Annotated in this window: 18 protein-coding genes; 6 read left to right on the top strand and 12 right to left on the bottom strand. The window is 20.3% G+C overall.

Translation table 11 applies throughout. The features are described from left to right. Nucleotides 1-7 precede the first annotated feature (7 nt). Genes nuoI through RJT18_RS00565 form a run of 8 tightly spaced genes read right to left on the bottom strand, consistent with a single transcriptional unit; the run spans nt 8 to nt 9011 of the window. Nucleotides 8-553: an NADH-quinone oxidoreductase subunit NuoI gene (nuoI, locus tag RJT18_RS00600; protein ID WP_343154888.1), complete on the bottom strand. Its 546-nt coding sequence runs from the start codon at nt 551-553 to the stop codon at nt 8-10. A gap of 11 nt (nt 554-564) precedes the next feature. After that, complete coding sequence (nuoH, locus tag RJT18_RS00595; RefSeq protein ID WP_343154887.1) at nt 565-1515, bottom strand: NADH-quinone oxidoreductase subunit NuoH; 951 nt, start codon at nt 1513-1515, stop codon at nt 565-567. A gap of 28 nt (nt 1516-1543) precedes the next feature. Further along, a complete protein-coding gene (gene nuoG, locus RJT18_RS00590; protein ID WP_343154886.1) occupies nt 1544-4261 on the bottom strand; it encodes an NADH-quinone oxidoreductase subunit NuoG in 2718 nt (905 codons plus the stop codon). Nucleotides 4262-4297: 36 nt separating this feature from the next. After that, nucleotides 4298-5638 (bottom strand): NADH-quinone oxidoreductase subunit NuoF, encoded by a 1341-nt coding sequence (gene nuoF / locus RJT18_RS00585; RefSeq protein ID WP_428994278.1) that lies wholly within the window; start codon nt 5636-5638, stop codon nt 4298-4300. Beyond that, on the bottom strand, nt 5635-6099 hold the full coding sequence (gene nuoE / locus RJT18_RS00580) for an NADH-quinone oxidoreductase subunit NuoE (RefSeq protein WP_343154885.1): 465 nt from the start codon (nt 6097-6099) through the stop codon (nt 5635-5637). The genes nuoF and nuoE overlap by 4 nt, the downstream gene beginning before the upstream one ends. A 50-nt stretch (nt 6100-6149) precedes the next feature. Next, complete coding sequence (nuoC, locus tag RJT18_RS00575) at nt 6150-7943, bottom strand: NADH-quinone oxidoreductase subunit C/D (protein ID WP_343154884.1); 1794 nt, start codon at nt 7941-7943, stop codon at nt 6150-6152. Nucleotides 7944-7958: 15 nt separating this feature from the next. Then, entirely contained in the window at nt 7959-8612 is a 654-nt protein-coding gene (locus tag RJT18_RS00570; RefSeq protein WP_343154883.1) for an NADH-quinone oxidoreductase subunit B, read from the bottom strand. Between the two features lie 39 nt (nt 8613-8651). Continuing rightward, nucleotides 8652-9011, bottom strand: a complete 360-nt coding sequence (locus RJT18_RS00565) for an NADH-quinone oxidoreductase subunit A (RefSeq protein WP_343154882.1) — start codon at nt 9009-9011, stop codon at nt 8652-8654. A 214-nt stretch (nt 9012-9225) separates the two neighbouring features. Between RJT18_RS00565 and dnaK the strand changes: the two genes are divergently transcribed. Both dnaK and dnaJ read left to right on the top strand, forming a co-directional pair. Continuing rightward, nucleotides 9226-11133 (top strand): molecular chaperone DnaK, encoded by a 1908-nt coding sequence (gene dnaK, locus RJT18_RS00560; RefSeq protein WP_343154881.1) that lies wholly within the window; start codon nt 9226-9228, stop codon nt 11131-11133. A gap of 110 nt (nt 11134-11243) precedes the next feature. Then, nucleotides 11244-12389: a molecular chaperone DnaJ gene (gene dnaJ, locus RJT18_RS00555; RefSeq protein ID WP_343154880.1), complete on the top strand. Its 1146-nt coding sequence runs from the start codon at nt 11244-11246 to the stop codon at nt 12387-12389. 67 nt (nt 12390-12456) lie between these two features. Here the strand turns inward: dnaJ and rpsT are convergent, their stop codons facing one another. After that, entirely contained in the window at nt 12457-12732 is a 276-nt protein-coding gene (gene rpsT / locus RJT18_RS00550) for a 30S ribosomal protein S20 (protein WP_343154879.1), read from the bottom strand. 272 nt (nt 12733-13004) lie between these two features. Here rpsT and ileS point away from each other — a divergent pair, with 272 nt between their 5' ends. The 4 genes from ileS (at nt 13005) to carB (ending at nt 21076) form a co-directional block, all read left to right on the top strand. Continuing rightward, on the top strand, nt 13005-15800 hold the full coding sequence (gene ileS, locus RJT18_RS00545; protein WP_343154878.1) for an isoleucine--tRNA ligase: 2796 nt from the start codon (nt 13005-13007) through the stop codon (nt 15798-15800). A gap of 128 nt (nt 15801-15928) precedes the next feature. Then, nucleotides 15929-16693, top strand: coding sequence for a 4-hydroxy-tetrahydrodipicolinate reductase (dapB, locus tag RJT18_RS00540; RefSeq protein ID WP_343154877.1), 765 nt, complete (start codon nt 15929-15931; stop codon nt 16691-16693). Nucleotides 16694-16709: 16 nt separating this feature from the next. Beyond that, nucleotides 16710-17882, top strand: coding sequence for a glutamine-hydrolyzing carbamoyl-phosphate synthase small subunit (gene carA, locus RJT18_RS00535; RefSeq protein WP_343154876.1), 1173 nt, complete (start codon nt 16710-16712; stop codon nt 17880-17882). After that, nucleotides 17861-21076, top strand: coding sequence for a carbamoyl-phosphate synthase large subunit (gene carB / locus RJT18_RS00530; RefSeq protein WP_343154875.1), 3216 nt, complete (start codon nt 17861-17863; stop codon nt 21074-21076). The genes carA and carB overlap by 22 nt, the downstream gene beginning before the upstream one ends. Nucleotides 21077-21170: 94 nt before the next feature. Here carB and RJT18_RS00525 read toward each other — a convergent pair whose 3' ends face one another. The 3 genes from RJT18_RS00525 to rplY form a co-directional block, all read right to left on the bottom strand. Beyond that, nucleotides 21171-21998, bottom strand: coding sequence for a symmetrical bis(5'-nucleosyl)-tetraphosphatase (locus tag RJT18_RS00525; RefSeq protein WP_343154874.1), 828 nt, complete (start codon nt 21996-21998; stop codon nt 21171-21173). Nucleotides 21999-22049: 51 nt separating this feature from the next. After that, on the bottom strand, nt 22050-22871 hold the full coding sequence (rsmA, locus tag RJT18_RS00520; protein WP_343154873.1) for a 16S rRNA (adenine(1518)-N(6)/adenine(1519)-N(6))-dimethyltransferase RsmA: 822 nt from the start codon (nt 22869-22871) through the stop codon (nt 22050-22052). Nucleotides 22872-23190: 319 nt separating this feature from the next. Beyond that, nucleotides 23191-23487, bottom strand: coding sequence for a 50S ribosomal protein L25 (rplY, locus tag RJT18_RS00515; RefSeq protein ID WP_343154872.1), 297 nt, complete (start codon nt 23485-23487; stop codon nt 23191-23193). Nucleotide 23488: the final 1 nt, after the last annotated feature.

The following is a 23488-nucleotide window of genomic DNA, read 5'->3' as shown; positions in this document are numbered from 1 at the left end:
ATTTTAATTAAGGTAATATTTTTTTTGTATCTACATGATCAACAAGTTTATTTTTTTTAGAAAAATTTTTATTTTTTGTTTTAACTCCAGAAACTGAGTAAAAATCATAGTCTAAATATTTTCCTTGATTAGAAATTATTAAATCTTCTTTTTCATATATTAAATCTTTTTTTTTGTAATCAGATAATTCAAAATCTGGCAAAAGTTGTATTGCTGCAGTAGGGCAAGCTTCTTCACACAAACCACAAAAAATACATCTAGAAAAATCTATTTTAAAAAATTTTGGATAATTTCTACCATTTTTATTTTTTTTTTGTTGTAAAACTATGCAACTAGAAGGACATACTGAAGCGCAAAGATTACAAGCAACGCATCTATCTTCTCCATTTTTGTCTTTAGTTAAAACTATTCTTCCCCTGTATCTAGGAAATAGTTTAGTTTTTTCTTCTGGATACATAACAGTTTCACTTTTATAAAAAATATTTATAAAAGTAAAAAAAATACTTCTTATTTGAGAAAAAAATCCATATAAAATACTTTTTAAAAATAACATAAATTTTCCTTTTAATTATATATTAAAACAAAAAATGCAGTACCAAATAAATTTAACAATGAAATTGGAAAACAAAATTTCCATCCAAAAGAAATTATTTTATCATAACGAGGTCTAGGAATAGATGCCCTTATTAATATAAATAAACATACTAAAATAAAAGTTTTTAAAATCATACAAGATAAAGGAAAATTATTAATTCCTAAATAACCACCAAAAAAAATGCATGAAATAAATGCTGAAATAGAAAAAATTGATATATATTCAGCAATAAAAAACATTCCAAACTTCATTCCAGAATATTCTATATGATATCCATCAGATATTTCTTGCTCAGATTCAGGTTGATCAAAAGGATGTCTATGACATATTGCTAAACTAGCTATAAAAAAAACTAAAAAATTTAAAAATTGAGGAACAATGTTCCAAATATGTCTTTGACTTATTATAATATCATTAATGTTACATGAATCAGATTTTATAATTATAGACATTAATGATATTCCTAAAAAAATTTCATAACTTATAGTTTGAGAAATAGATCTTATAGATCCTAATAAAGAATATTTATTTCCACTAGATAATCCAGATAAAATAGTAGAGTACATAGTTAAACTTACTAGCATTAAAAAAAATAATATTCCTATATCTATTTTTAATATATTACATTTATTATTAAAAGGAATAATAAAAAACATAAACAAAGATATACAAAATGCAACTATTGGAGATATAAAAAATATAAATTTTTTACTAAATGGAGGTATCCAATCTTCTTTAAAAAATATTTTTATCATATCAGCTAAAATTTGTAAACTACCAAACCAACCAACTCTATTAGGACCACATCTATTTTGCAGTATAGCTAAAAATTTTCTTTCTAATATACTTAAAAAAGCCCCAAGCGTAGTTATTAAAATAACAAAAGAAAAAGCACTTATAAAATTTAATAAAATATTCATAATATTTTTTGTTTCTTAATTAATAAATTTATATTATTTTAAATTTTTTTATCTTATAACCATTTAAAAATAATGGAATTTCAAATGATCCTATTGGTAAAGAAATATAACCATGTTTTAAAAATTTTGAAAAATATATTATAATTTTAAAATTTCTAGAATTAAATCTAAATAATAATATATTACCTTTTTTCAATTTTAAAAAATTTGCATATTTTAAATTTATAAAACCTGGTATAAAATCATTTTCTTTTATAAAAGTCTCATAAAATTGTGATATTTCATCACATGAAAACAAATAATTATGTCTAGTTACAATTATTTCTTTCTTGTTAAAATTTTTACAAAAAGATATTTTGTTTCGTTTTATATTTTTCTTTTTTACAAATGTAAATAATTTTTTTCCAGAAAAAAAATTTTCTTTAGAAATATTATTCCATGCTTGAGAAGAATTAGTTCCAGGACTCCATACAAAAGGTATATGACTAATTTTATTATTAAAATTTTTATATCCTTCCATAGACATAGAAAACATAGTATCTGAATCATATATAACATCTTTTTTAAAATCTTTTTTATTATTTCTTAATATTGTTCTTCCACTGGCTCTATTAGCATATCTAGGTATTTTTTGTCCAATTATTCTAAAATTAGATCTAGGAGAAGAATTTTGTATTCCTTCAAAATAAGGAATTTTTTTTAAACATAAATTTATTATTCCATCCAAACTATTACATTTAGATTTTTTTTTATTAATTTTATAATATATTTTACTTATCCATTTCCAACTGTCCATTCTATTAGACAATTTATTATCATGTTTTTTATCAAACACTTTAAAATATTTTTGAGATCTAGCTTCATAATTAACTATAGTACCAGTACTTTCTAAAAAACTACTAGTAGGTAATGATAAATTAAAATTTTTCATACTATTTGTATTTATATGATCTAATACTATTATTTTATTATTTTTTTTAAAAATTTTTTTTATAATATTTTTTGATATTAATCTATATAAATCATTTTCCATTAAAATTATAGAAATATTTTTCTCTTTACATGCTATTTTCAATATTTTTTCTAATGAAATATTACTCATAATAGAAGTACTTATACTATTAGAACCTGAAGTCAAAAAAACACTTCCTAAATTAGGATTAACTTTTGTTAAAGAATCTATTAAATTTATACAAGATTTTAATAAATTTAAATTGTGGTCATAAAAACTTAATATTATTAAAGGTTTTTTACATATAGTTAATATTTTAGCAATATATAAAATTTTTTCTTTTAAAGAAATAAAAAAATCACATTTTTTTATTTTCTCATTATTAATAATTTTATCTAAAAAAAATAAAAATTTAGATTGGTCTTCATAATTACTATAATAATTTATTTTAGAAATATCATCTAATTTAGTAGAATCATTACTTAATATAAAAGTAGAACTATTATTTTTATTAAAAATTTTATTTTTACTAGAAATTTTTAAAAAATTACATATTTTTTTAAAATTAAAATTTTTATTGTTAATTTGATTTTTTACAGATTGCCTAATGGATAAAGACATTCTAGGAGCTGTAATAGTAATATCTTGTCCTATAATTATTGCAGCATCATAATTTTCTATTTCTTTTAATGTAGGTATATTAGTACAATTTTTTTTTAAAAAATTTACTATAATATTATTACATTTACTTTCATTCTCCATCATACCATTAGAAAAATTTTTATTTCCTACAAAATTTAATAAAGAAAAATTATTTTCTATATTAGATCTATAAGAACCTATTCCTAATATTTTTTTTGATTTTTTTAAAATATTTTTAGCTTCTTTAATTGCTTGATTTTTACTTAATTTTAATCTTTTATTTTTTTTTAACATAAACGGATATAATGGAATATTTTTTTTATTTAAAACATGATAACCAAATCTTCCTAAATCACAAATAAAATGACCATTAATATCACCATGATATCTATTTTCTATTTTTCTAAGTATACCTAATCTTTCACTTCCAATGATATTACAACCTACACTACAAAAATTGCATATACTAGGTGTATGACTCATATCAACTTTTCTACTATAATTTTTATTATGCAATTTATCAGTAAAAACTCCAGTTGGACAAATTTCTATCAAATTACCAGAATGTTCACTTTCTAAATTGCCATCTTCAACTCTACCAAAATAAAGATTGTTAGACAAACCATATACATCAAAATCTTTTCCATCAGCATAATCTTTATAAAATCTAACACATCTATAACAAGAAATACATCTATTCATTTCATGAGATATAAATTTTCCTAAATACTGACTTTTATATATTCTTTTTTTATATCTATACCTTCTATTATTATGATTAGAAAGAACTGTCATATCTTGTAAATGACAATTTCCTCCTTCTGGGCATATAGGACAATCATGAGGGTGATGAATCATTAATAATTCAATAATACTTTTTCTAAATTTATTTATTTCATCATCATTATTTACATAAATTTCCATATTTTTTTCAGGTTTAGACATACATGACATTATTATTCTAGTTTGTATAATTCCATTAAAATCTATAAATTTATGTTTTACAGCACATTGTCTACAAGATCCAGCACTGCCTAAAGAAGGGTGCCAACAAAAATATGGAATATTAACATTATTTTCAAGACAATTTTCTAATATATTTTTTGATAAATCTACTTCATATCTATTTTTATCTATTAATATTGTAACCATTATATTTTATGTCCAAAAAAAATATTAAAATTAAATTTATATATTATTTAAATTATTTGACTGAATTCCAGAGATTTTATTTTTAACAACAGGTAAATTAAAATTTATTCCATCTTCAAACTCTTTTCTAAAATATTTAATAGCATTATATAAAGGACTTATCGCGCCTGGAGCAAAAGCACAAAAAGTTTTTCCAACACTTAAATTTTTGCATATTTCTTCTAATATTTCAATATCACCTATTCTACCTTTCTTATTTTTTAAATCTTTTAATATTTTAACAGACCATGGAAGACCTTCTCTACATGGAGTACACCATCCACAGGATTCTCTAGAAAAAAAAATTTCTATATTTAATAATAAAGATACTATATTAATTTTATCGTCTACAGCTATGCAAATTCCAGTTCCTAATCTACTTCCAACTAAACTGAGACTATTGAAATCCATTGATATATCTAAATAATGTTCAATTAATATTCCTGTTCCAGCTCCTCCTGGAAACCAAGCTTTTAGTTTATATCCATCTTGCATTCCACCTGCATAATCTTCTAATATTTCTCTAGATGTTATACCAAACGGTAATTCCCAAATACCTGGTTTTTTTACTTTTCCAGAAAAACCCATTAGTTTTGTACCAGTATCATTATTTTTAGAAATATTTTTATACCATTTAGATCCATTAAGTATTATTGCTGGAACATTTGATAATGTTTCTACATTATTTACACATGTAGGTTTGTTCCATAATCCTGATTGAGATGGAAAAGGTGGTTTAACTCTAGGATTAGGTCTTTTCCCTTCTAAAGAATTTATTAATGCAGTTTCTTCACCACATATATATCTTCCAGCTCCTGTATGTATAAAAATTTCCATGTTAAAACCACTGTTTAATATATTTTTTCCTATATATTTTTTTTTTTTCGCTTCTAATATAGATTTTTCTAATAAATTTTTTGAAAAAAAATATTCTTCTCTCAAAAATATATAACTACAAGAAGCTTGTATAGCATAAGCACTTAATAATATTCCTTCTAATAATAAATGAGGTATTTTTTCCATTAAAAATTTATCTTTATATGTGCCAGGCTCCATTTCATCAGCATTACATAATAAATATTTTTTACCAAAATAATTTTTTTTAGGAATCAAACTCCATTTTTCTCCAGTTAAAAAACCACCACCGCCTCTGCCTTTTAATTTAGAATCTTTTATTATAGAAATAACTTCATCAGGAGATAGATTTTTTAAAGCAAATTTAAATGCTAAATATCCTCTTTTTCTTTCATATTCATCTATAAAAATAGGTTTTTTAAATTTTTTTATTCTCCATGTTAAAGGATGAGTTTCTTCATTTTTATAAAAATAATTTTTCATTTTATACTCTCCAATATATTTACAACTGATTTAACAGTAATATTAGAAAATAAATTTTCATTTATCATAATAGTTGGACTATTATCGCAATTTCCTAAACAACAAATTGGTATTAAAGTAAAATTATTATCTTTAGTAGTACAACCATCACATATATTTAAATGTTTAGAAATTGCATTTTTAATTTTTTTATATCCGTTTATATAACAAACAACTCCATCACAATATTTTATAACATTTTTTCCTACTGGTTTTCTAAATATCTGATTATAAAATGTAGCTATACTTTCTATTTTTGATACAGGAACTGAAATAATTTTTGAAATTTCTGACATAGTTTCTAAAGATATCCATCTTAATCTTTTTTGTACAAATTTTAAAGATTCCACAACAACAGCATCAGAATTTTCATATTTTTCTAACTCTTTTAAAATAAATTCTTTTTCTTTTTCATTTATCATTTTTTTTCACATTTTTATTAAAAATATAACAAAATTTTAAATTTATTTTATTATCTGTCTACATCTGACATAACAAAATCTATACTTCCTAAGTACGATATTAAATCTGAAATACTATATCCATTTATTACTGAAGGAATTTGCTGTAAATGAGGAAAACTAGGAGTTCTTATTCTAGTTCTATAACTCATATTTTCACCATCACTAATTATATAATAACTATTTATTCCTTTACTTCCTTCTACCATTTGAAAAGATTCACCAAATGGTATTATTGGCCCCCATGAAACTTGCAAAAAATGTGATATCATATTTTCGATATCATTAAATACTAATTCTTTTGGAGGTGGAGTAGTAAGAGGATGATCCGATTTAAATGGACCTTCAGGCATATAATCAATACATTGTTCTAAAATATGTAAACTTTGAAAAATTTCTTCAAATTTTAACATTACTCTAGTATAACAATCACTATTATCTTCTCCTAAAGGTATTTTAAAATCAAAATTTTCATATCCAGAATATGGTCTTGCTTTTCTTACATCAAAATTTATACCAGTAGCTCTCAATCCAGATCCTGTAATTCCCCATGACAAAGCAGAATATTTATTATATTTAGCTATATTTTTAGATCTACTTATTAATATACTATTTTTTAAAGCAATAAAATAATATTTATTCATTCTACTCTTTATCCAAGATAAACAATCTTTTAATAATTTGTTCCATCCTTTTGGCAAATCATGAGCAACTCCTCCTATTCTAAACCATGCTGGATGCATTCTAAAACCAGTAATTGCTTCTATCACATCATAAATTTTTTGACGATCTGTGAACATTAAAAATATTGGTGTCATAGCTCCTAAATCTTGAATAAAAGTAGCTATATATAACAAATGACTATTTATTCTAAACAATTCTGATAACATAACTCTTATAACTTGAACTCTGTCAGACACAACTATATTAGCTAACTTTTCTATAGATAAAATATAAGGCATTTCATTTATACATCCACCTAAATATTCTATTCTATCAGTGTATGGTATATAATTATGCCAAGACTGGCGTTCTGCCATTTTTTCAGCTCCTCTATGATGAAATCCTATCTCTGGCATACAATTTATTATTTTTTCTCCATACAATTGTAGAACAATTCTAAAAACTCCATGTACAGATGGATGGTTTGGTCCTAAATTTAAAAACATAAAATTAGAATTTTTAATTTTAACATCCATACCCCATTCTTCAGGCTTAAATCTTAAAGATTCCATTTCCAATTTCTCTAAATCTTTAGTTAAATTATATTCTTTTCTTTCTGTAGCTCTAGATAAATAATCTTTTCTTAAAGGATATCCATTCCAATTTTTTGGCATTATTATTCTTCTTAAAAATGGATGACCTAAAAATTTTATTCCAAACATTTCCCAAGTTTCACATTCATACCAATTTGCATTATTAAAAATTTTAGTAATACTATTTACTGTCATATCATTTATTTTTATAGGTATTTTTATTAAAATATCTTTATTTCTTTCTATAGACATTATATGATAAAATACTGAAAATTCTGATTTAGGTAAATTTTTTCTGTTATTTCTAACTCTTTCATCTACTCCATGTAAATCATATAAAAAAATATATGGTTTTTTTATACTTTTTAAAAAAAATAAAACATCTATTAATATATCTTTTTTAATCCATATTACATCACATCCAATTTTAGTATTTTGTATATGAAGTATATTATTATTAAATGTTTTAATTAATTTTTTTATAGTTTTATAATCATAAAAAACATAATTATTATTTTTTTTTTTTAAAATTTCTATTTTTTTTTTCATTTTTTTTAAAATTTATTATATTGTTTCTTGATTTTTATATTTCATGTCAAATTTTCTACTTTTGTTTCTTAAAACTTTTTCTGATTTCATTTTTACTTTATAATTTTTATTGTTTTCTTCTATTATCCATGATAATGGTCTTTTTTCTTTATATATAGATTTTTGCAATAATCTTAATGCATGTATATAAGCTTCTGGTCTAGGAGGGCATCCTGGTACATAAATGTCTACAGGTATTATTTTATCAACACCTTGCACTACTGAATATATATCATACATACCTCCAGAATTAGCACAAGCCCCCATAGAAATTACCCATTTAGGTTCTAACATTTGATCATATAACAATTTTATTATTGGCGCCATTTTTATAAACGGAGTTCCAGATATTACCATTAAATCTGCTTGTCTTGGAGAAGTTCTAATAACTTCTGATCCGAATCTAGAAACATCATGAAATGAAGTAAAACTAGTAGCCATTTCTACATAACAACAAGATAATCCAAAATTATAAGGCCATATAGAATTTTTTCTTCCCCAGTTTACTACTTTAGTAAAAATCTTTTTTAAATTACCAAAAAATATATTTTTAAAACTATTATTTTTAGAAAATTTTTTATTATCTTCTTTAAGATTTTTATCATCAATTTTTGTAAATGTATATTTCATATTATCCTTATAAAAATATTTATTATTATATAAAAAAAATTAACTCTTTTCATTAAAATTAAATGTATTAAGTTTTATTATATAAAAAAAACTTATAGACAGAGTAAATATAAAAAGTAAAGATTCAAAAAAACCTAACCAAGAAGTATCTCTAATACTAATAGACCAAGTATACAAATATAAAGACTCAGTATCAAAAATTACAAAAAATAAAACTATTAAATAAAACTGTACAAAAAAGTTAGAATTAGAACTACCATAAGAATATATTCCTGATTCAAATGGTAAATTTTTATTAGTTGACGTACGTCTAGTTCCTAAAAAATTACTTATTAATAATATTGTTAGACAAAATATTATTGAAGATACAAAATAAATTAAAATAGAATAATCTTTCATATTTTTATAGTATAAAAAAAATAATATTTTATGAGAAAAATAAATAATAAAATATTATATAATAATTATTTTTAATATTGATACAATTATATATAAAAATCAATTTTTTTAATACGTTTACACTTGATTGACAGCTTAAATGACCCCATGATAGTTATTATAAGAAAATATTTTATATTTTTAAATAAAATAAGAAAATATAATAGGAAAAAATATGAGTAAAATTATAGGAATAGATTTAGGAACTACAAATTCTTGTGTAGCAATAACAGATGGAAATAAAACAAAAGTACTAGAAAATTCTGAAGGAGATAGAACCACTCCATCAATAATTGCATATACTGAAAAAGAAGTATTGGTAGGACAGCCAGCTAAAAGACAAGCTATAACTAATCCAAAAAATACTTTATTTGCTATAAAAAGATTAATAGGAAGAAAATTTGAAGATAAAGAAGTTCAAAAAGACATAAAAATTATGCCTTATGAAATAATAAATTCTAAAAATGGAGATGCATGGATAAAAATAAAAAATAAGAAAATAGCTCCTCCTCAAATATCAGCTGAAATATTAAAAAAAATGAAAAAAACTGCTGAAGAATATGTTGGAGAAAAAATTAATGAAGCTGTAATCACTGTTCCAGCATATTTTAACGATGCTCAAAGACAAGCAACAAAAGATGCAGGGAAAATAGCTGGATTAGAAGTAAAAAGAATAATAAATGAACCAACTGCTGCTGCCTTAGCATATGGTTTAGATAAAAATAAAGGAAACAGAACTATAGCTGTATATGATTTAGGAGGTGGTACATTTGATATATCTATAATAGAAATAGATGAAGTAGATAAAGAAAAAACATTTGAAGTCTTGTCTACAAATGGTGATACACATTTAGGAGGTGAAGATTTTGATAGCAGAGTAATAAATTATTTAGTAGAAGAATTTAAAAAAGAACAAGGAATAGACTTAAGAAAAGATTCTTTAGCTATGCAAAGATTAAAAGAATCTGCAGAAAAATCTAAAATAGAACTTTCAACTATTAATCAAACTGATATAAATTTACCTTATATAACAGCAGATTCTTCTGGACCAAAACATTTAAATATAAAGTTAACTAGATCTAAATTGGAATCATTAGTAGAAGATTTAGTAAAAAGATCTATAAAACCTTTAGAATTAGCTTTAAAAGATGCTAAATTATCAAAATCTAATATTAATGATATAATATTAGTAGGTGGTCAAACTAGAATGCCTATGGTACAAAAAGAAGTAGCAAAATTCTTTGGCAAAAATCCTAGAAAAGATATAAATCCAGATGAAGCTGTAGCTGTTGGTGCTGCTGTACAAGGAGGAGTTTTATCAGGTGATGTTAAAGATGTATTATTGTTAGACGTAACTCCATTGTCATTAGGAATAGAAACAATGGGAGGGATTATGACAACTTTAATAAATAAAAATACAACTATTCCTACAAAACATAGTCAAATATTTTCTACAGCAGAAGATAATCAATCAGCAGTTACAATACATGTTTTACAAGGAGAAAGAAAAAGAGCTTTAAATAATAAATCATTAGGTCAATTTAATTTAGATGGAATACAACCATCCCCTAGAGGAATTCCTCAAATAGAAGTAACATTTGACATAGATGCAGATGGAATTTTACATGTTTCAGCAAAAGATAAAAATACTAATAAAGAACAAAAAATTACTATTAAAGCATCATCAGGATTAAATGAAGAAGAAATAAAAAACATGATTAATGATGCTGAAAAAAATGCTGAAAACGATAGAAAATTTGAAGAATTAATGAGAGTAAGAAATCATGGAGATCAAATTTCTCATAATACAAAAAAACAGTTATCAGAAAATTCAGAAAAAATAACTAAAGAAAATAAAGAAAAAATAGAACAATCTTTACAAAAATTAGATTTATCATTAAAAGGTGAAAACAAAAAAGAAATAGAAGAAAATATAAAATTAGTTATGAATATATCTTCTCAAATTATGCAATTTACTGATAATAGTGATAAAGATATAAAAAATAATGAAAAAAATGAAACAAATAAAGAAAAAAATGTAGTAGATGCTGAGTTTGAAGAAGTAAAAAATTCTAAAAAATAAAATATTTGTTAAAAAAAAAATATTTTTATTTTAAAAATTCTAAAAATTTACACGGGGCAGATTTTTCTGAACCCGTGATTTTTATATATTAAAATTTAGGAAAAAGAAGAGTGTCTAAAAAAGATTATTATAAAATTTTAGGAATATCACAATCAGCAACAGATTTAGAAATAAAAAAAGCATATAAAAGATTAGCAATAAAATATCATCCTGATAGAAATCAAGGAAATAAAAATTTTGAAGAAAAATTTAAAGAAATAAAACAAGCTTATGAAATATTATCAAACAAAGAAAAAAGATCAGCATATGATAAATATGGACATCAAGCTTTCGATCAATCAAATTATAATAATAATTACAACGGAAATTTTACTAATACAAACGATTTTGGAGATATATTTGGAGAAGTTTTTGGAGACATATTTGGAGATGAAAAAAGGCATAAATCTGAAAGAGGATCAGATTTACAATATAATTTAAATATAAATTTAGAAGACGTGGTAAATGGAATAGAAAAAAAAATAAAAATACCTACATTAAAAAAATGTAATTTTTGTAATGGTACAGGAAATAGAAAAAATTTATACAATAATGTATGTCATACATGTAATGGTAATGGTCAAATACATATAAGAAAAGGATTTTTTACTATTCAACAAACTTGTTATACTTGTAATGGTAAAGGAAAATATATAAAAAATCCATGTTATAAATGCAATGGAGAAGGAAGATTAAATACTATAAAAACATTATCTGTAAAAATTCCACCAGGAATAGATACTGGAGATAAAATTAGACTTAATAAAGAAGGAGAAGCTGGTAAAAATAATTCTGATAATGGAGATTTATATGTAAAAATAAAAATAAAAAAACATCCAATTTTTAAAAGAAAAAAATCAAATTTATATTGTAAAATACCTATAAACTTTTCTGTAGCTGCTATTGGAGGAATAGTAGAGGTTCCTACTTTAAATGGAAAAGTAAAATTAAAAATTCCTAAAGAGACTCAATATGGAGAGTTGTTTAGAATAAGAGGAAAAGGAGTAAAAACAATAAATAGTATATATTGTGGAGATCTCATATGTAAAATAATTGTGGAAATTCCAGTAAATTTAAATGAAAAACAAAAAAAAATAATTTATAAATTAGGAAAAAGTTTAAATAAACAAAATGGAAATAAAAATAGTCCTAAATATGAAAGATTTTTTTATAGAGTAAAAAAATTTTTTGAAAACTTAAGAAAATATAAAATATAAAATATTGCTTCCTTAGTTAAAAAATAAGGAGGCAGTTTAAAATGCCCCCTAAAAATTTTAAAATTAATTAATTTTTAATGTTAGAAATATTTTTTATAATTTTAATTAAATTACTCTTATATCTAGAAGCTTTATTTTTGTGTATTATTTTTTTTACAGAATATTTATCTACAATAGATTGAAAAATCTTAAAATAAAACAAACATTTTTTTATATTTTTAATTTCTGCATTTTTTTTTACTTTTTTAAAAAAAGTTTTTATCCTAGATTTTTTACTGTTATTACTAATTTTTTTATTAATAGATTTTATTTTATCTTTTTTAGAAGATTTTATATTTGCCATAATAATTTTTTTTTAAAAATTTTGTTAACAACATTAAAATGTTATAAAAAAAAATATAATTCATAAATTTAATATACAGTAAAAAAATTAAAATTATAATATTATATAATTTTAAAGTTATTTTATTATAATATAAAATAATAAAAACAATTAATATTATAATAAATATATTTAATATAAAAATTATTTTTATAATAATATTTTTTTAAAAATATATTATTATAAAAATTATTAAATTAAAAATTATTAAAAATAAAAAAAATAATAATAAAATGAAAAATTATAAAAAAACATTAAACTTACCAAAAACAAAGTTTTCTATGAAAGCTAATTTAATAAATAAAGAACCAGAAATTTTAAAAGAATGGAATAAATTAAATATACAAAAAATAATAGAAAAAAATAATATAAATAAAAAAAAATTTATATTACAAGATGGACCTCCATATGCTAATGGAAATATACATATTGGTCATGCATTAAATAAAATAATAAAAGATATAATAATAAAATCTAAAAATTTGTCTAATTTAAATGCATTATACACACCTTCTTGGGATTGTCATGGATTGCCTATAGAACAAAAAATTGAAGAAAAAATTAAAAAAAATAAGAAAAAAACAGATAAAAAAAGTTTTAAAAAACATTGTAAAAAATATGTTCTAAAACAAATATCAAAACAAAAAAAAGAATTTATAAGATTAGGTGTATTTGCAAACTGGGAAAATTCATATATAACTATGGATTTAAAAAATCAGAAAAATGTAATAAATAAATTAAAAAAAATAATTAATAAAAAATATATATATTCTGCTTATAAACCTATACATTGGTGTATAAAATGTAAATCATCATTAGCAGAAGCAGAATTAAAATATAAAAAAAAAAAATGTAATACGATCTTTGTTTTATTTAAAATAAAAGAAAAAAAAAAATTAAAAAAAATTTTTAAAATAAATAAAAATAAGAAACATATTTATGCTCCAATTTGGACAACAACCCCATGGAGTCTTCCTTCAAATCAAGCAATATCTATAAATTCTAATATATATTATAGCTTCATAGAAACAAAAAAATTTAACATAATTATAGCAGAAAAAATTGCAAAAACAGTTTTAAAAGAATTTAAAATAAAAAAATATAAAATATTAGGAAAAAAATTAGGAAAAAGAATAGAATTTATAAAATGTTATCATCCATTTATAAAAAAAAATGTACCTATAATTTTATCAAATCATGTAAATTTAAAAATTGGTACTGGTTTAGTTCATATATCACCAGATCATGGTCAAGAAGATTTTGAAGTTGGAAAAAAATACAATATACAACCATTAAATTTAATAACAAAAAAAGGTTTTTATAAAAAAAATATACATAAATTATTAAATAAAAAATTTATTTTTAACACTGATAAAATTATTATAAAAATATTAAAAAAAAATAATAAAATAATATATCAAAAAAATATTTTACATAAATATCCATTTTGCTGGAGACATAATTATCCAACCATTTTTATATCAAGACCTCAATGGTTTATAAATCTAAATAAGAATAATTTTAAAAAAAAAGTTATAGAAGAAATACAAAAAGTAAAATGGAACCCAGAATGGGGTAAAAATAAAATGATAAATATGTTAAAAAGCAGACCAGACTGGTGTATTTCTAGACAAAGATATTGGGGAGTTCCTATAACTATATTTGTAGAAAAAAAAACTAATAAAATGCATCATAATACAAAAAATTTTATTGAAAAAATTAAAAAAAATTTATTTAAATTAGGAAATGAATACTGGGAAAAAATAGATAAAAAAAAATTTTTATTTAAAAAAGAAAAAAAATATTTAAAAAGTAAAGATGTATTAGATGTATGGTTTGATTCTGGATCTATAGATGTAAATTCTGTATATCATAGTTTTAAAAAAGAACTAAAAGCAGATCTATATATAGAAGGATCAGATCAATATAGAGGATGGTTTATGTCTTCTATAATAATTTCAATGATTACAAAAAAAATGTCTCCATATAAACATGTAATAGCTCATGGATTTGTAGTAGATAAAAATGGAAAAAAAATGTCAAAATCAGAAGGAAACATTATTAAACCTAGCGAAATAATAAAAGAATTTGGAGCTGACATTTTAAGACTATGGGTTTCTTCTACTGATTATTTAAAAGAAATAATAATATCAAAAAATGTTATAAGAAATTCTGTAGATGTATATAGAAAAATTAGAAATACTATTAGATTTATATTATCTAATTTATATGATTTTAAAGAAAATTTAGAAACCATAAAATATAAAAAACTTATATTAATAGATAAATGGATAATAGGAAAAACTAAAATAATACAAAAAAAAATAATAAATTTTTATAAAAAATATAAATTTCATAAAATAATAAACATCATTACAAAATTTTGTAATTTAGAACTAGGATCATTTTATTTAGATATAATAAAAGATAGATTATATACTCTTCCTAAAGAAAGCTTAGAAAGAAAAAGTTGTCAGACAACTTTATATAAAATTTTAAATGCAATGGTATTATGGATTTATCCTATTTTACCTTTTACAGCATACGAAATATGGAAATTTATTGAAAAAAAAAACAAAAGTTATATATTTACACAAAATTGGTTTAACAAATTAAAAAATTTTTCAAAAAATGAAATTTTAAATTTATCAGATTGGAAAAATTTAATATTAATAAAAAATAAAGTTAATTATGAAATAGAAAAATCAATAAGAAAAAAAATTATAAAAAGTTCTTTAGAATCATATATAAAAATATATGTTAATAAAAATATTAAAAAAAAAATTGAAATATTAAAAAAAGAAATAAAATTTATGTTCATAGTATCTAAAGTAAAAATAAAAAATATAAAAAAAAATAAGTCTAAAGAAATAATTAAAATATATGTTAAAAAGTATAAAGGAAAAAAATGTGAAAGATGTTGGAACTTTTTCAAAAAAAATAAAAAAATAGAATTAAAATATAAAAATTTATGTAATAGATGTATAAAAAATATTACAAAAATAGGAGAAAAAAGAAATTTTTTATAAAATAAAAAAATTCTTTTTTAAACAATTAAAATATAATATATATGATAAAAATATTTAATTTTAACTATATTTTATAAAAAAAATAAATTAACATATTAAATATTTATACTTTATAAAATGTTTAAAATATGAAAAATAAAAAGATAAGAATTGCAATTTCAGGAGCAAATGGAAGAATGGGTAAAATTATTATAAAAGAAATTTTTAAAATAAAAAATATAATTTTATCCATTTTAATAACAAAAGAAAAAATAAAAAATATAAAATATAAAAATAAAAATTATAAAATTAAAAATTACACATCTTTAAAAAATCAAGAAAATAATTTTGATATATTAATAGATTTTTCTGAAAAAAAAAATACTATAGAAAATATAAAATATTGTGTAAAAAATAATAAAAATATAATAATTGGAACTACTGGATTCAATGATAAAGAAGAAAAATTTATAAAATTATCTTCTAAAAAAATATGTATAGTAAAATCTTCAAATTTTAGTAACGGAATCAATTTAATATATTTTATTCTAAAAAAAATAATAAAAAAGTTAAAAAATAAAAAAATAAAAATAAAAGAAAAACATCATAAAAATAAAAAAGATTCTCCTTCTGGCACATCAATAGAATTTGCAAAAATAATAAATAAAAGTCTTGGAAAAAAAAATTGTAAAAAAGAAATATTAAAAAATAAAAATATAACTTTTGTTTCAAAAAGAATAGGAAATATTATAGGTAATCATTCTATTATTTTTTCAGACAAAAATGAAATTTTAGAAATAAAACACAAAGCAAAAAATAGATCTATTTTTGCAATAGGAGCTATACAATCTGCAATATGGTGTTTTAAAAAAAAATCTGGATTGTTTAGTATGAAAAACATAATTAACAAATAATAAAAAAAAATATATTATGGAAAAAAAACATGAAAAAGCAGTATTACTTTTAGAAAATAATAAATTTTTTAAAGGAAAAATAGCTGGATACAAAAAATTTTCTGTAGGTGAAATAATTTTTAATACTTCAGTAACAGGATATCAAGAAATAATTACAGATCCATCATACTTTAATCAAATAGTATTGTTAACTTCTCCTCATATAGGAAATACAGGAATAAATTATGAAGACAATGAATCCAAATCTATATATTTAAAAGGTTTAATATTAAAAGATATATATAATAATCCTAATCATTATAAATATAAAAAAAAATTTAAAAATTTTTTATTAGAAAAAAAAATAATTTCTATATATGATATAGATACTAGAAAATTAACAAAAATATTAAGAAATTCTGGAACAAAAATAGGATGCATTTTTGAAGATAAAAAAGAAAATTATAAAATAGCAAAAAAAAAAATTTTAGATTTTAAGTCCAAAATAAAATTAAAAAAAAATAAAAAAATATCTACAAAAAAAATATATATATTTAAAAAATCAAAATTTTCAAATTACTTTAATATAAAAAAAAATAAAGAAAAATTAAATTTAGTAGTGTACGACTATGGAGTAAAATTTAGTATTTTAAACATTTTTTTAAATTACAATTGTAAAATAATAGTAGTACCATCAAATACTAAAATAAAAAAAATTTTAAAATATAAACCAGATGGTATACTTTTATCTAATGGACCTGGAAATCCTATAGAATATAAAGAAGAAATAAAAATAGTAAAAAAAATTTTATTAAAAACTAAAATACCAATATTAGGAATATGTTTAGGACATCAATTATTATCTTTATCTGTAGGTTTAAAAATAAAAAAAATGAAATTTGGACATCATGGTTCCAATCATCCTGTTAAAGAAATAAAAACTAACAAAATATTAATAACATCACAAAATCACAATTTCTCAGTTTTAAATAAAAAAAATAAAAAAAACATAGAAATAACACATGTTTCATTACTAGATAATACTATACAAGGAATATCTATAAAAAAAAGGAATGCAATAAGTTTTCAAGGACATCCTGAAGGCAGCCCAGGTCCACATGATGCAAAAAAAATATTAAAAAATTTTTTAAAAATTATGAAAAAATATAAAAAAAATAGAGAAAAAAAATGCCTAAAAGAAAAGATATAAAAACTATTCTTATAATAGGATCAGGTCCGATTATAATAGGACAAGCTTGTGAATTTGATTATTCAGGAACTCAATCTTGTAAAGCATTAAAAGAAGAAGGATTTAAAGTAATATTAATAAATTCTAATCCTGCAACTATTATGACTGATCCTAATATAGCAGATATAACATATATTGAACCTATACATTGGAAAATAGTAAAAAAAATAATAAAAAAAGAAAAACCAAATGCAATACTTCCTACTATGGGCGGTCAAACTGCTATAAATTGTGTTGTAAAATTAAACAAAAAAAAAATATTAGATAAATATAAAGTAAAAATTATAGGAGTATCCATAGATGCTATAAATAAATCAGAAAATAGAAAACTTTTTAAAAAATCTATGAAAGAAATAGATTTACATACAGCTAAATCTAAAATAGCTAATAATATGTTTGAAGCAAAAAAAATTTTAAAAAGTATAGGACTTCCTTGTATAATAAGACCATCTTTTACAATGGGTGGTAGTGGAAGTGGTATAGCGAAAAATAAAAAAGAATTTAGAAAAATATGCAAAATAGGATTAGAATCTTCTCCTATATGTCAATTACAAATAGACCAATCTTTAATAGGATGGAAAGAATTTGAGATAGAAATAATAAAAGATTCTAATAAAAATTGCATAATAATATGTTCTATAGAAAATTTAGATCCTATGGGAATACACACAGGAGATTCTATTACGATAGCTCCAGCACAAACTTTAACTGATAAAGAATATCAATATATGAGAAATTCATCAATTAAAATATTAAAAAAAATAGGAATAAAAACTGGAGGATGTAATGTACAATTTGCTCTAAATCCAAAAAATGGGAAAATAGTAGTAATAGAAGTAAATCCTAGAGTGTCAAGATCTTCAGCTTTAGCATCTAAAGCAACAGGTTATCCGATAGCAAAAATAGTTACAAAATTATCTGTAGGATATACTTTAGATGAATTAAAAAATGATATTACTAAAAATAATATATCATCATCTTTTGAACCTTCTATAGACTATATAGTTACTAAAATACCAAAATTTAATTTTGAAAAGTTTAAAAATTGTAACGATAGACTTACAACACAAATGAAATCTGTTGGTGAAATAATGTCAATAGGTAGAACATTTAAAGAATCTTTACAAAAAGGACTATCTAGTTTAGAAGATAAAAATAATGTTTTTTTAAAAAAAAATATAAAAAATAATAAAAGAAAAATAGAATATGAACTAAAAGTACCTGGATCTAATAGAATTTTATATATAGCTGAAGCAATTAGATTAGGATTAAGTTTAGAAAAAATTTTTAAGTTAACTAATATTGATAAGTGGTTTTTACAACAAATTTTAGAAATAGTAAAATTAGAAAAAACTATTAAAAATGTAAAAAAAAATAAAATAACTTCAAAATTTTTAAGAAAAATAAAAAAAAATGGATTTTCAGATTATGTAATATCAAATTTAATTAATACAAAAGAAAAAAATATTAGAAAAATAAGAAACAAACACAATATACATCCTGTATATAAAAGAATAGACATGTGCTCAGCAGAATTTCCAGCAAAAACTACATATATGTATTCTACTTGGGAAGATGAATGTGAATCTAAACCAACTAAAAAAAGTAACAAAGTTTTAATAATAGGAAGTGGACCCAATAGAATCGGTCAAGGAATAGAATTTGATTATTGTTGCGTTCATGCATCTATCGCATTAAAAGAAATAAACTTTGAAAGTATTATGGTAAATTGTAATCCAGAAACTGTTTCAACTGATTATAATATTTCTGACAAATTGTATTTCGAGCCAATAACTATAGAACATATATTAAACATTACAAGAATAGAAAAACCTTTAGGAATATTAATACAATATGGAGGTCAAACACCATTAAAATTAGCTAATAAATTACATAAAGAAAAAATAAAAATTCTTGGAACAAGTATAAAAAGTATAAAAAAAACAGAAAATAGAAAAGATTTTAAAAAAATAATAAAAAAACTAAATTTAAGACAACCAAAAAATTCTATAGTTAAAACTTTTAAAGAAGCATTAATAAAATCTAAAAAAATAAAATACCCTATTATAATAAGACCTTCATATGTAATAGGAGGCAAAAACATGAAAATAGTACATAATGATATAGAACTTAAAAAATATTTTAAAAAATTTTATAAAAAAAATAATAAATCAGTTTTATTAGATCATTATTTAAAAAATGCTATAGAAGTAGATGTAGATGCAATATGTGATAAAAAAACTGTTTTTATAGCTGGAATACTAGAACATATAGAAAAAGCTGGAATACATTCAGGAGATTCGGCTTGTGTACTACCAACTTATACAATAAATAAAAATATAAAAGAAAAAATAAAAAAACAAGTAAAAAAAATATCTATATATCTAAAAATAAAAGGTATGATAAATATACAATTTGCAATAAAAAATAAAAAAATATATATATTAGAAGTAAATCCAAGAGCATCTAGAACTATACCCTTCATATCAAAAGCTATAGGAATACCATTAGTAAAAATAGCAACTAAAGTAATGTGTGGAATATCTTTAAAGAAACAAAAAATAATTAATGAAATAATTCCAGAATATTTTTATATAAAAGAATCAATATTTCCATATAATAAATTTTATGAATCTAATTATATCTTAGGACCTGAAATGAAATCTACTGGTGAAATAATGGGAATAGGAAAAAGTTTTTCAGAAGCATTTTCTAAAATATTAATGTCTCAAAAAACTAATATAAAAAAAATTAAAAATGTATTTATATATTCAAAAGAATTTTGTAAAAAAGAAATTTTAAATATATCTAAAAAATTAAAAAATTTAAATTTTACAATACATACTACAAAAAAAATTAATAATTTTTTAAAAAAAGAAAATATAAACACATATTTTAAAAATAAAATATATAAAAAAACAAAAAATATTACAAATAATATAAAGAAAAAAAAATATGATTATATAATATGTATTAAAAAATTTAAAAAAAATAACACAAAAAACTTTTATAAAATAATAAAAAATGCAATAAAGTATAATATTTATTTTGATACTACAATTAGATTAGCAAATGCAACTATATTATCGTTAAAAGAAAATCCTTATAAAAATATAATTTCTTTACAAGAAATACATAAAAAAAATAATATGTAAATATATTTTATAAAAAACACAAAAATTTTTTATTTAAAAAAATTTTATAAAAAACTTTTGTGTTTTAAAAACACATTAAAAAAAATAAATAAAATTAATAAAATGATTCATAAAATTTTTTTTTATCTTCCCACCTTAACATGGTTAATTTATTTCCTTTACAACAACCAGTATCCATAGCATAAAAATTTTTTGGTACTCCTATTCCATTTAAAGATGACCAATGTCCAAAAATTATACTAAAATTTTTTGGTATTTTATTTTTAATCAAAAACCATGGAATTAAATTTTTTTTATAACTTTCAGGAGGAAAATCTTTATATTCTAAATCTAAATCATAAGTTTTTTTTACACAATATCTCATTCTAGTAAAACCATTAATAGCAAATTTTATATTATCTTTAGTTTCTGAACAATTTTCCCACTTGCAATAATTTATAAACATCATATTTAAAACGTTAAAAATATTTTTATAATTTTCACTACTTAATATTCTTTCTATAAAATTAGAATAATATTTAGACAAATCTATACTCCATTGTGGAGGAATTCCAGCATGAGAAATTATAAATTTTTTTTTTAAATTAACTCTAAAAATTGGCTGTTTTCTTAACCAATCTATTATATATTTAAAATTTTTAAAATCGTAATAATTATCTTCCAATATATTATATTTATTAGGAAACAGAATTTTTTCAAAATAAAGTCTTATTAAATTTAGATCATGATTTCCCAAAACTATTTTTATAGATTTTTTATTTTTATTTAAAAATTTTAATACTTCTATAGAATTAGGACCTTTAGCTACTAAATCTCCAGTTAACCATAAAGTATCTTTTTTAAAATTAAATAAAACCTTTTTTAATAAATTTTTTAATTGTTTAAAACACCCATGTATATCACCAACAATATAAGTACTCATTTTTTTATAAAAAAATTAAAAAAACATATTTGTTATTATAACAATAAAAACTTAATTAATATATAAATTTTTAAAAATATTTTTAGAAAAATATTTTGTTAATTTGCAATATTCTATTATTGTTATATTTTGAGCTCTTAATGACGAATTAATGTTCAGTTTTAAAAAAATATTTTTATTAAATATTTCTGATAAACTATTTTTTAAAATTTTTCTTCTTTTAGAAAATGCAGTTGAAACTATATATTTAAAATGTTTTATATTAAGATTATTATCAAAAAATTTATTCGTAGGAACAAATTTTACAAAACATGAATTTACTTTTGGAACAGGATAAAAAGATCTAGGACCAATTTTAAAAAGAATTTTTATTTTGAAATAATACTGCAAAAATATACTTAGTTTTCCATAAAATTTACTTCCAACATTGGCTGATATTTTTTTTGCAACTTCGTATTGAATCATAAAATAAATATCTTTTATTTTTTTTAAAAATTTTACACAATAAAATATTATTTCAATAGAAATATTATAAGGTAAATTGCCAATTACTCTTACAGGAAAATAATTTTTTAATTTTTTTTTAAAATTAAATTTCAATATATTTTCATTAAAAATGTTAACATTTTTTTTAAAAAAATAATTTTTTAACAATTTATATAAATTATCATCAATTTCTACTACTAACATATTTTTTACATAGATATGTAATATTTTTGTTAAACATCCAGAACCAGCTCCTATTTCAAAAAAATTGTCATGCATTTTAGGACTGACATATTTTAAAATTTTTTCAATTATTTTTATATCTACTAAAAAATTTTGCCCAAGAGATTTTTTTAATTTAATTTTTTTTTTAAAACATATATTCATAAAAATTTCTCATAATAAGTATTAAAAATTTACAAGTAATTATTTTTTTTATAAAAAATTACTTTATATTTTTTTATTTATCAAAAATATTTTATAAATATAAAATTATGAAAATATAAATTATATTTTATAAAAGTTAAGATAATTTTTTTTTAATTTAATATCTTAATTTTAATCAAAATAATTAAAAAAATAAAAAAATATTTTTAAAAAAAAATAAAAAAATATTAATGACACGTAAAATACAAATTTATATAAAAAATTGTTAATACGTGCCAATCTATATCCAAAATATAAAAAATAATACTAAATAAAAAATTTATAAAATTTTTAATAAAAAAAAATCTAAATGTAATATTTCATTTTTAAACACATGTCTTTGAATTTCTAATATTTTTACTAAATAATTAACTTTATTCAAAGAAATTATAATATTTTTTTTATAAATATTTTCCATAAATTTTAATTTTAACATTTGACTCAATTTTAAATAAATCGGTATAGATTTATTTTTAACTGAATATAAAATACACGGATATTTTTTATATTTTCTCAATCTTTTACTATTTTTTGTACCTAAATCATTTCTATAATATGCTTTAATAACAGTATTCATA

The organism is Buchnera aphidicola (Pseudoregma panicola) (assembly GCF_039376655.1).
Classification (GTDB): Bacteria; Pseudomonadota; Gammaproteobacteria; order Enterobacterales; family Enterobacteriaceae; genus Buchnera_G; species Buchnera_G aphidicola_C.
This window is presented reverse-complemented; position numbering and strand designations above follow the sequence as displayed.

Bases quoted from the DNA above. Each gene is read 5' to 3' on its own strand.
- nuoI (WP_343154888.1), bottom strand. From the start codon at position 553: ATGTTATTTTTAAAAAGTATTTTATATGGATTTTTTTCTCAAATAAGA.
- carA (WP_343154876.1), top strand. From the start codon at position 16,710: ATGGAAAAAAAACATGAAAAAGCAGTATTACTTTTAGAAAATAATAAA.
- ileS (WP_343154878.1), top strand. From the start codon at position 13,005: ATGAAAAATTATAAAAAAACATTAAACTTACCAAAAACAAAGTTTTCT.
- nuoC (WP_343154884.1), bottom strand. From the start codon at position 7,943: ATGAAAAAAAAAATAGAAATTTTAAAAAAAAAAAATAATAATTATGTT.
- RJT18_RS00570 (WP_343154883.1), bottom strand. From the start codon at position 8,612: ATGAAATATACATTTACAAAAATTGATGATAAAAATCTTAAAGAAGAT.
- dnaK (WP_343154881.1), top strand. From the start codon at position 9,226: ATGAGTAAAATTATAGGAATAGATTTAGGAACTACAAATTCTTGTGTA.
- nuoG (WP_343154886.1), bottom strand. From the start codon at position 4,261: ATGGTTACAATATTAATAGATAAAAATAGATATGAAGTAGATTTATCA.
- nuoE (WP_343154885.1), bottom strand. From the start codon at position 6,099: ATGATAAATGAAAAAGAAAAAGAATTTATTTTAAAAGAGTTAGAAAAA.
- carB (WP_343154875.1), top strand. From the start codon at position 17,861: ATGCCTAAAAGAAAAGATATAAAAACTATTCTTATAATAGGATCAGGT.
- rplY (WP_343154872.1), bottom strand. From the start codon at position 23,487: ATGAATACTGTTATTAAAGCATATTATAGAAATGATTTAGGTACAAAA.
- RJT18_RS00565 (WP_343154882.1), bottom strand. From the start codon at position 9,011: ATGAAAGATTATTCTATTTTAATTTATTTTGTATCTTCAATAATATTT.
- rpsT (WP_343154879.1), bottom strand. From the start codon at position 12,732: ATGGCAAATATAAAATCTTCTAAAAAAGATAAAATAAAATCTATTAAT.
- nuoF (WP_428994278.1), bottom strand. From the start codon at position 5,638: ATGAAAAATTATTTTTATAAAAATGAAGAAACTCATCCTTTAACATGG.
- dapB (WP_343154877.1), top strand. From the start codon at position 15,929: ATGAAAAATAAAAAGATAAGAATTGCAATTTCAGGAGCAAATGGAAGA.
- rsmA (WP_343154873.1), bottom strand. From the start codon at position 22,871: ATGAATATATGTTTTAAAAAAAAAATTAAATTAAAAAAATCTCTTGGG.
- RJT18_RS00525 (WP_343154874.1), bottom strand. From the start codon at position 21,998: ATGAGTACTTATATTGTTGGTGATATACATGGGTGTTTTAAACAATTA.
- nuoH (WP_343154887.1), bottom strand. From the start codon at position 1,515: ATGAATATTTTATTAAATTTTATAAGTGCTTTTTCTTTTGTTATTTTA.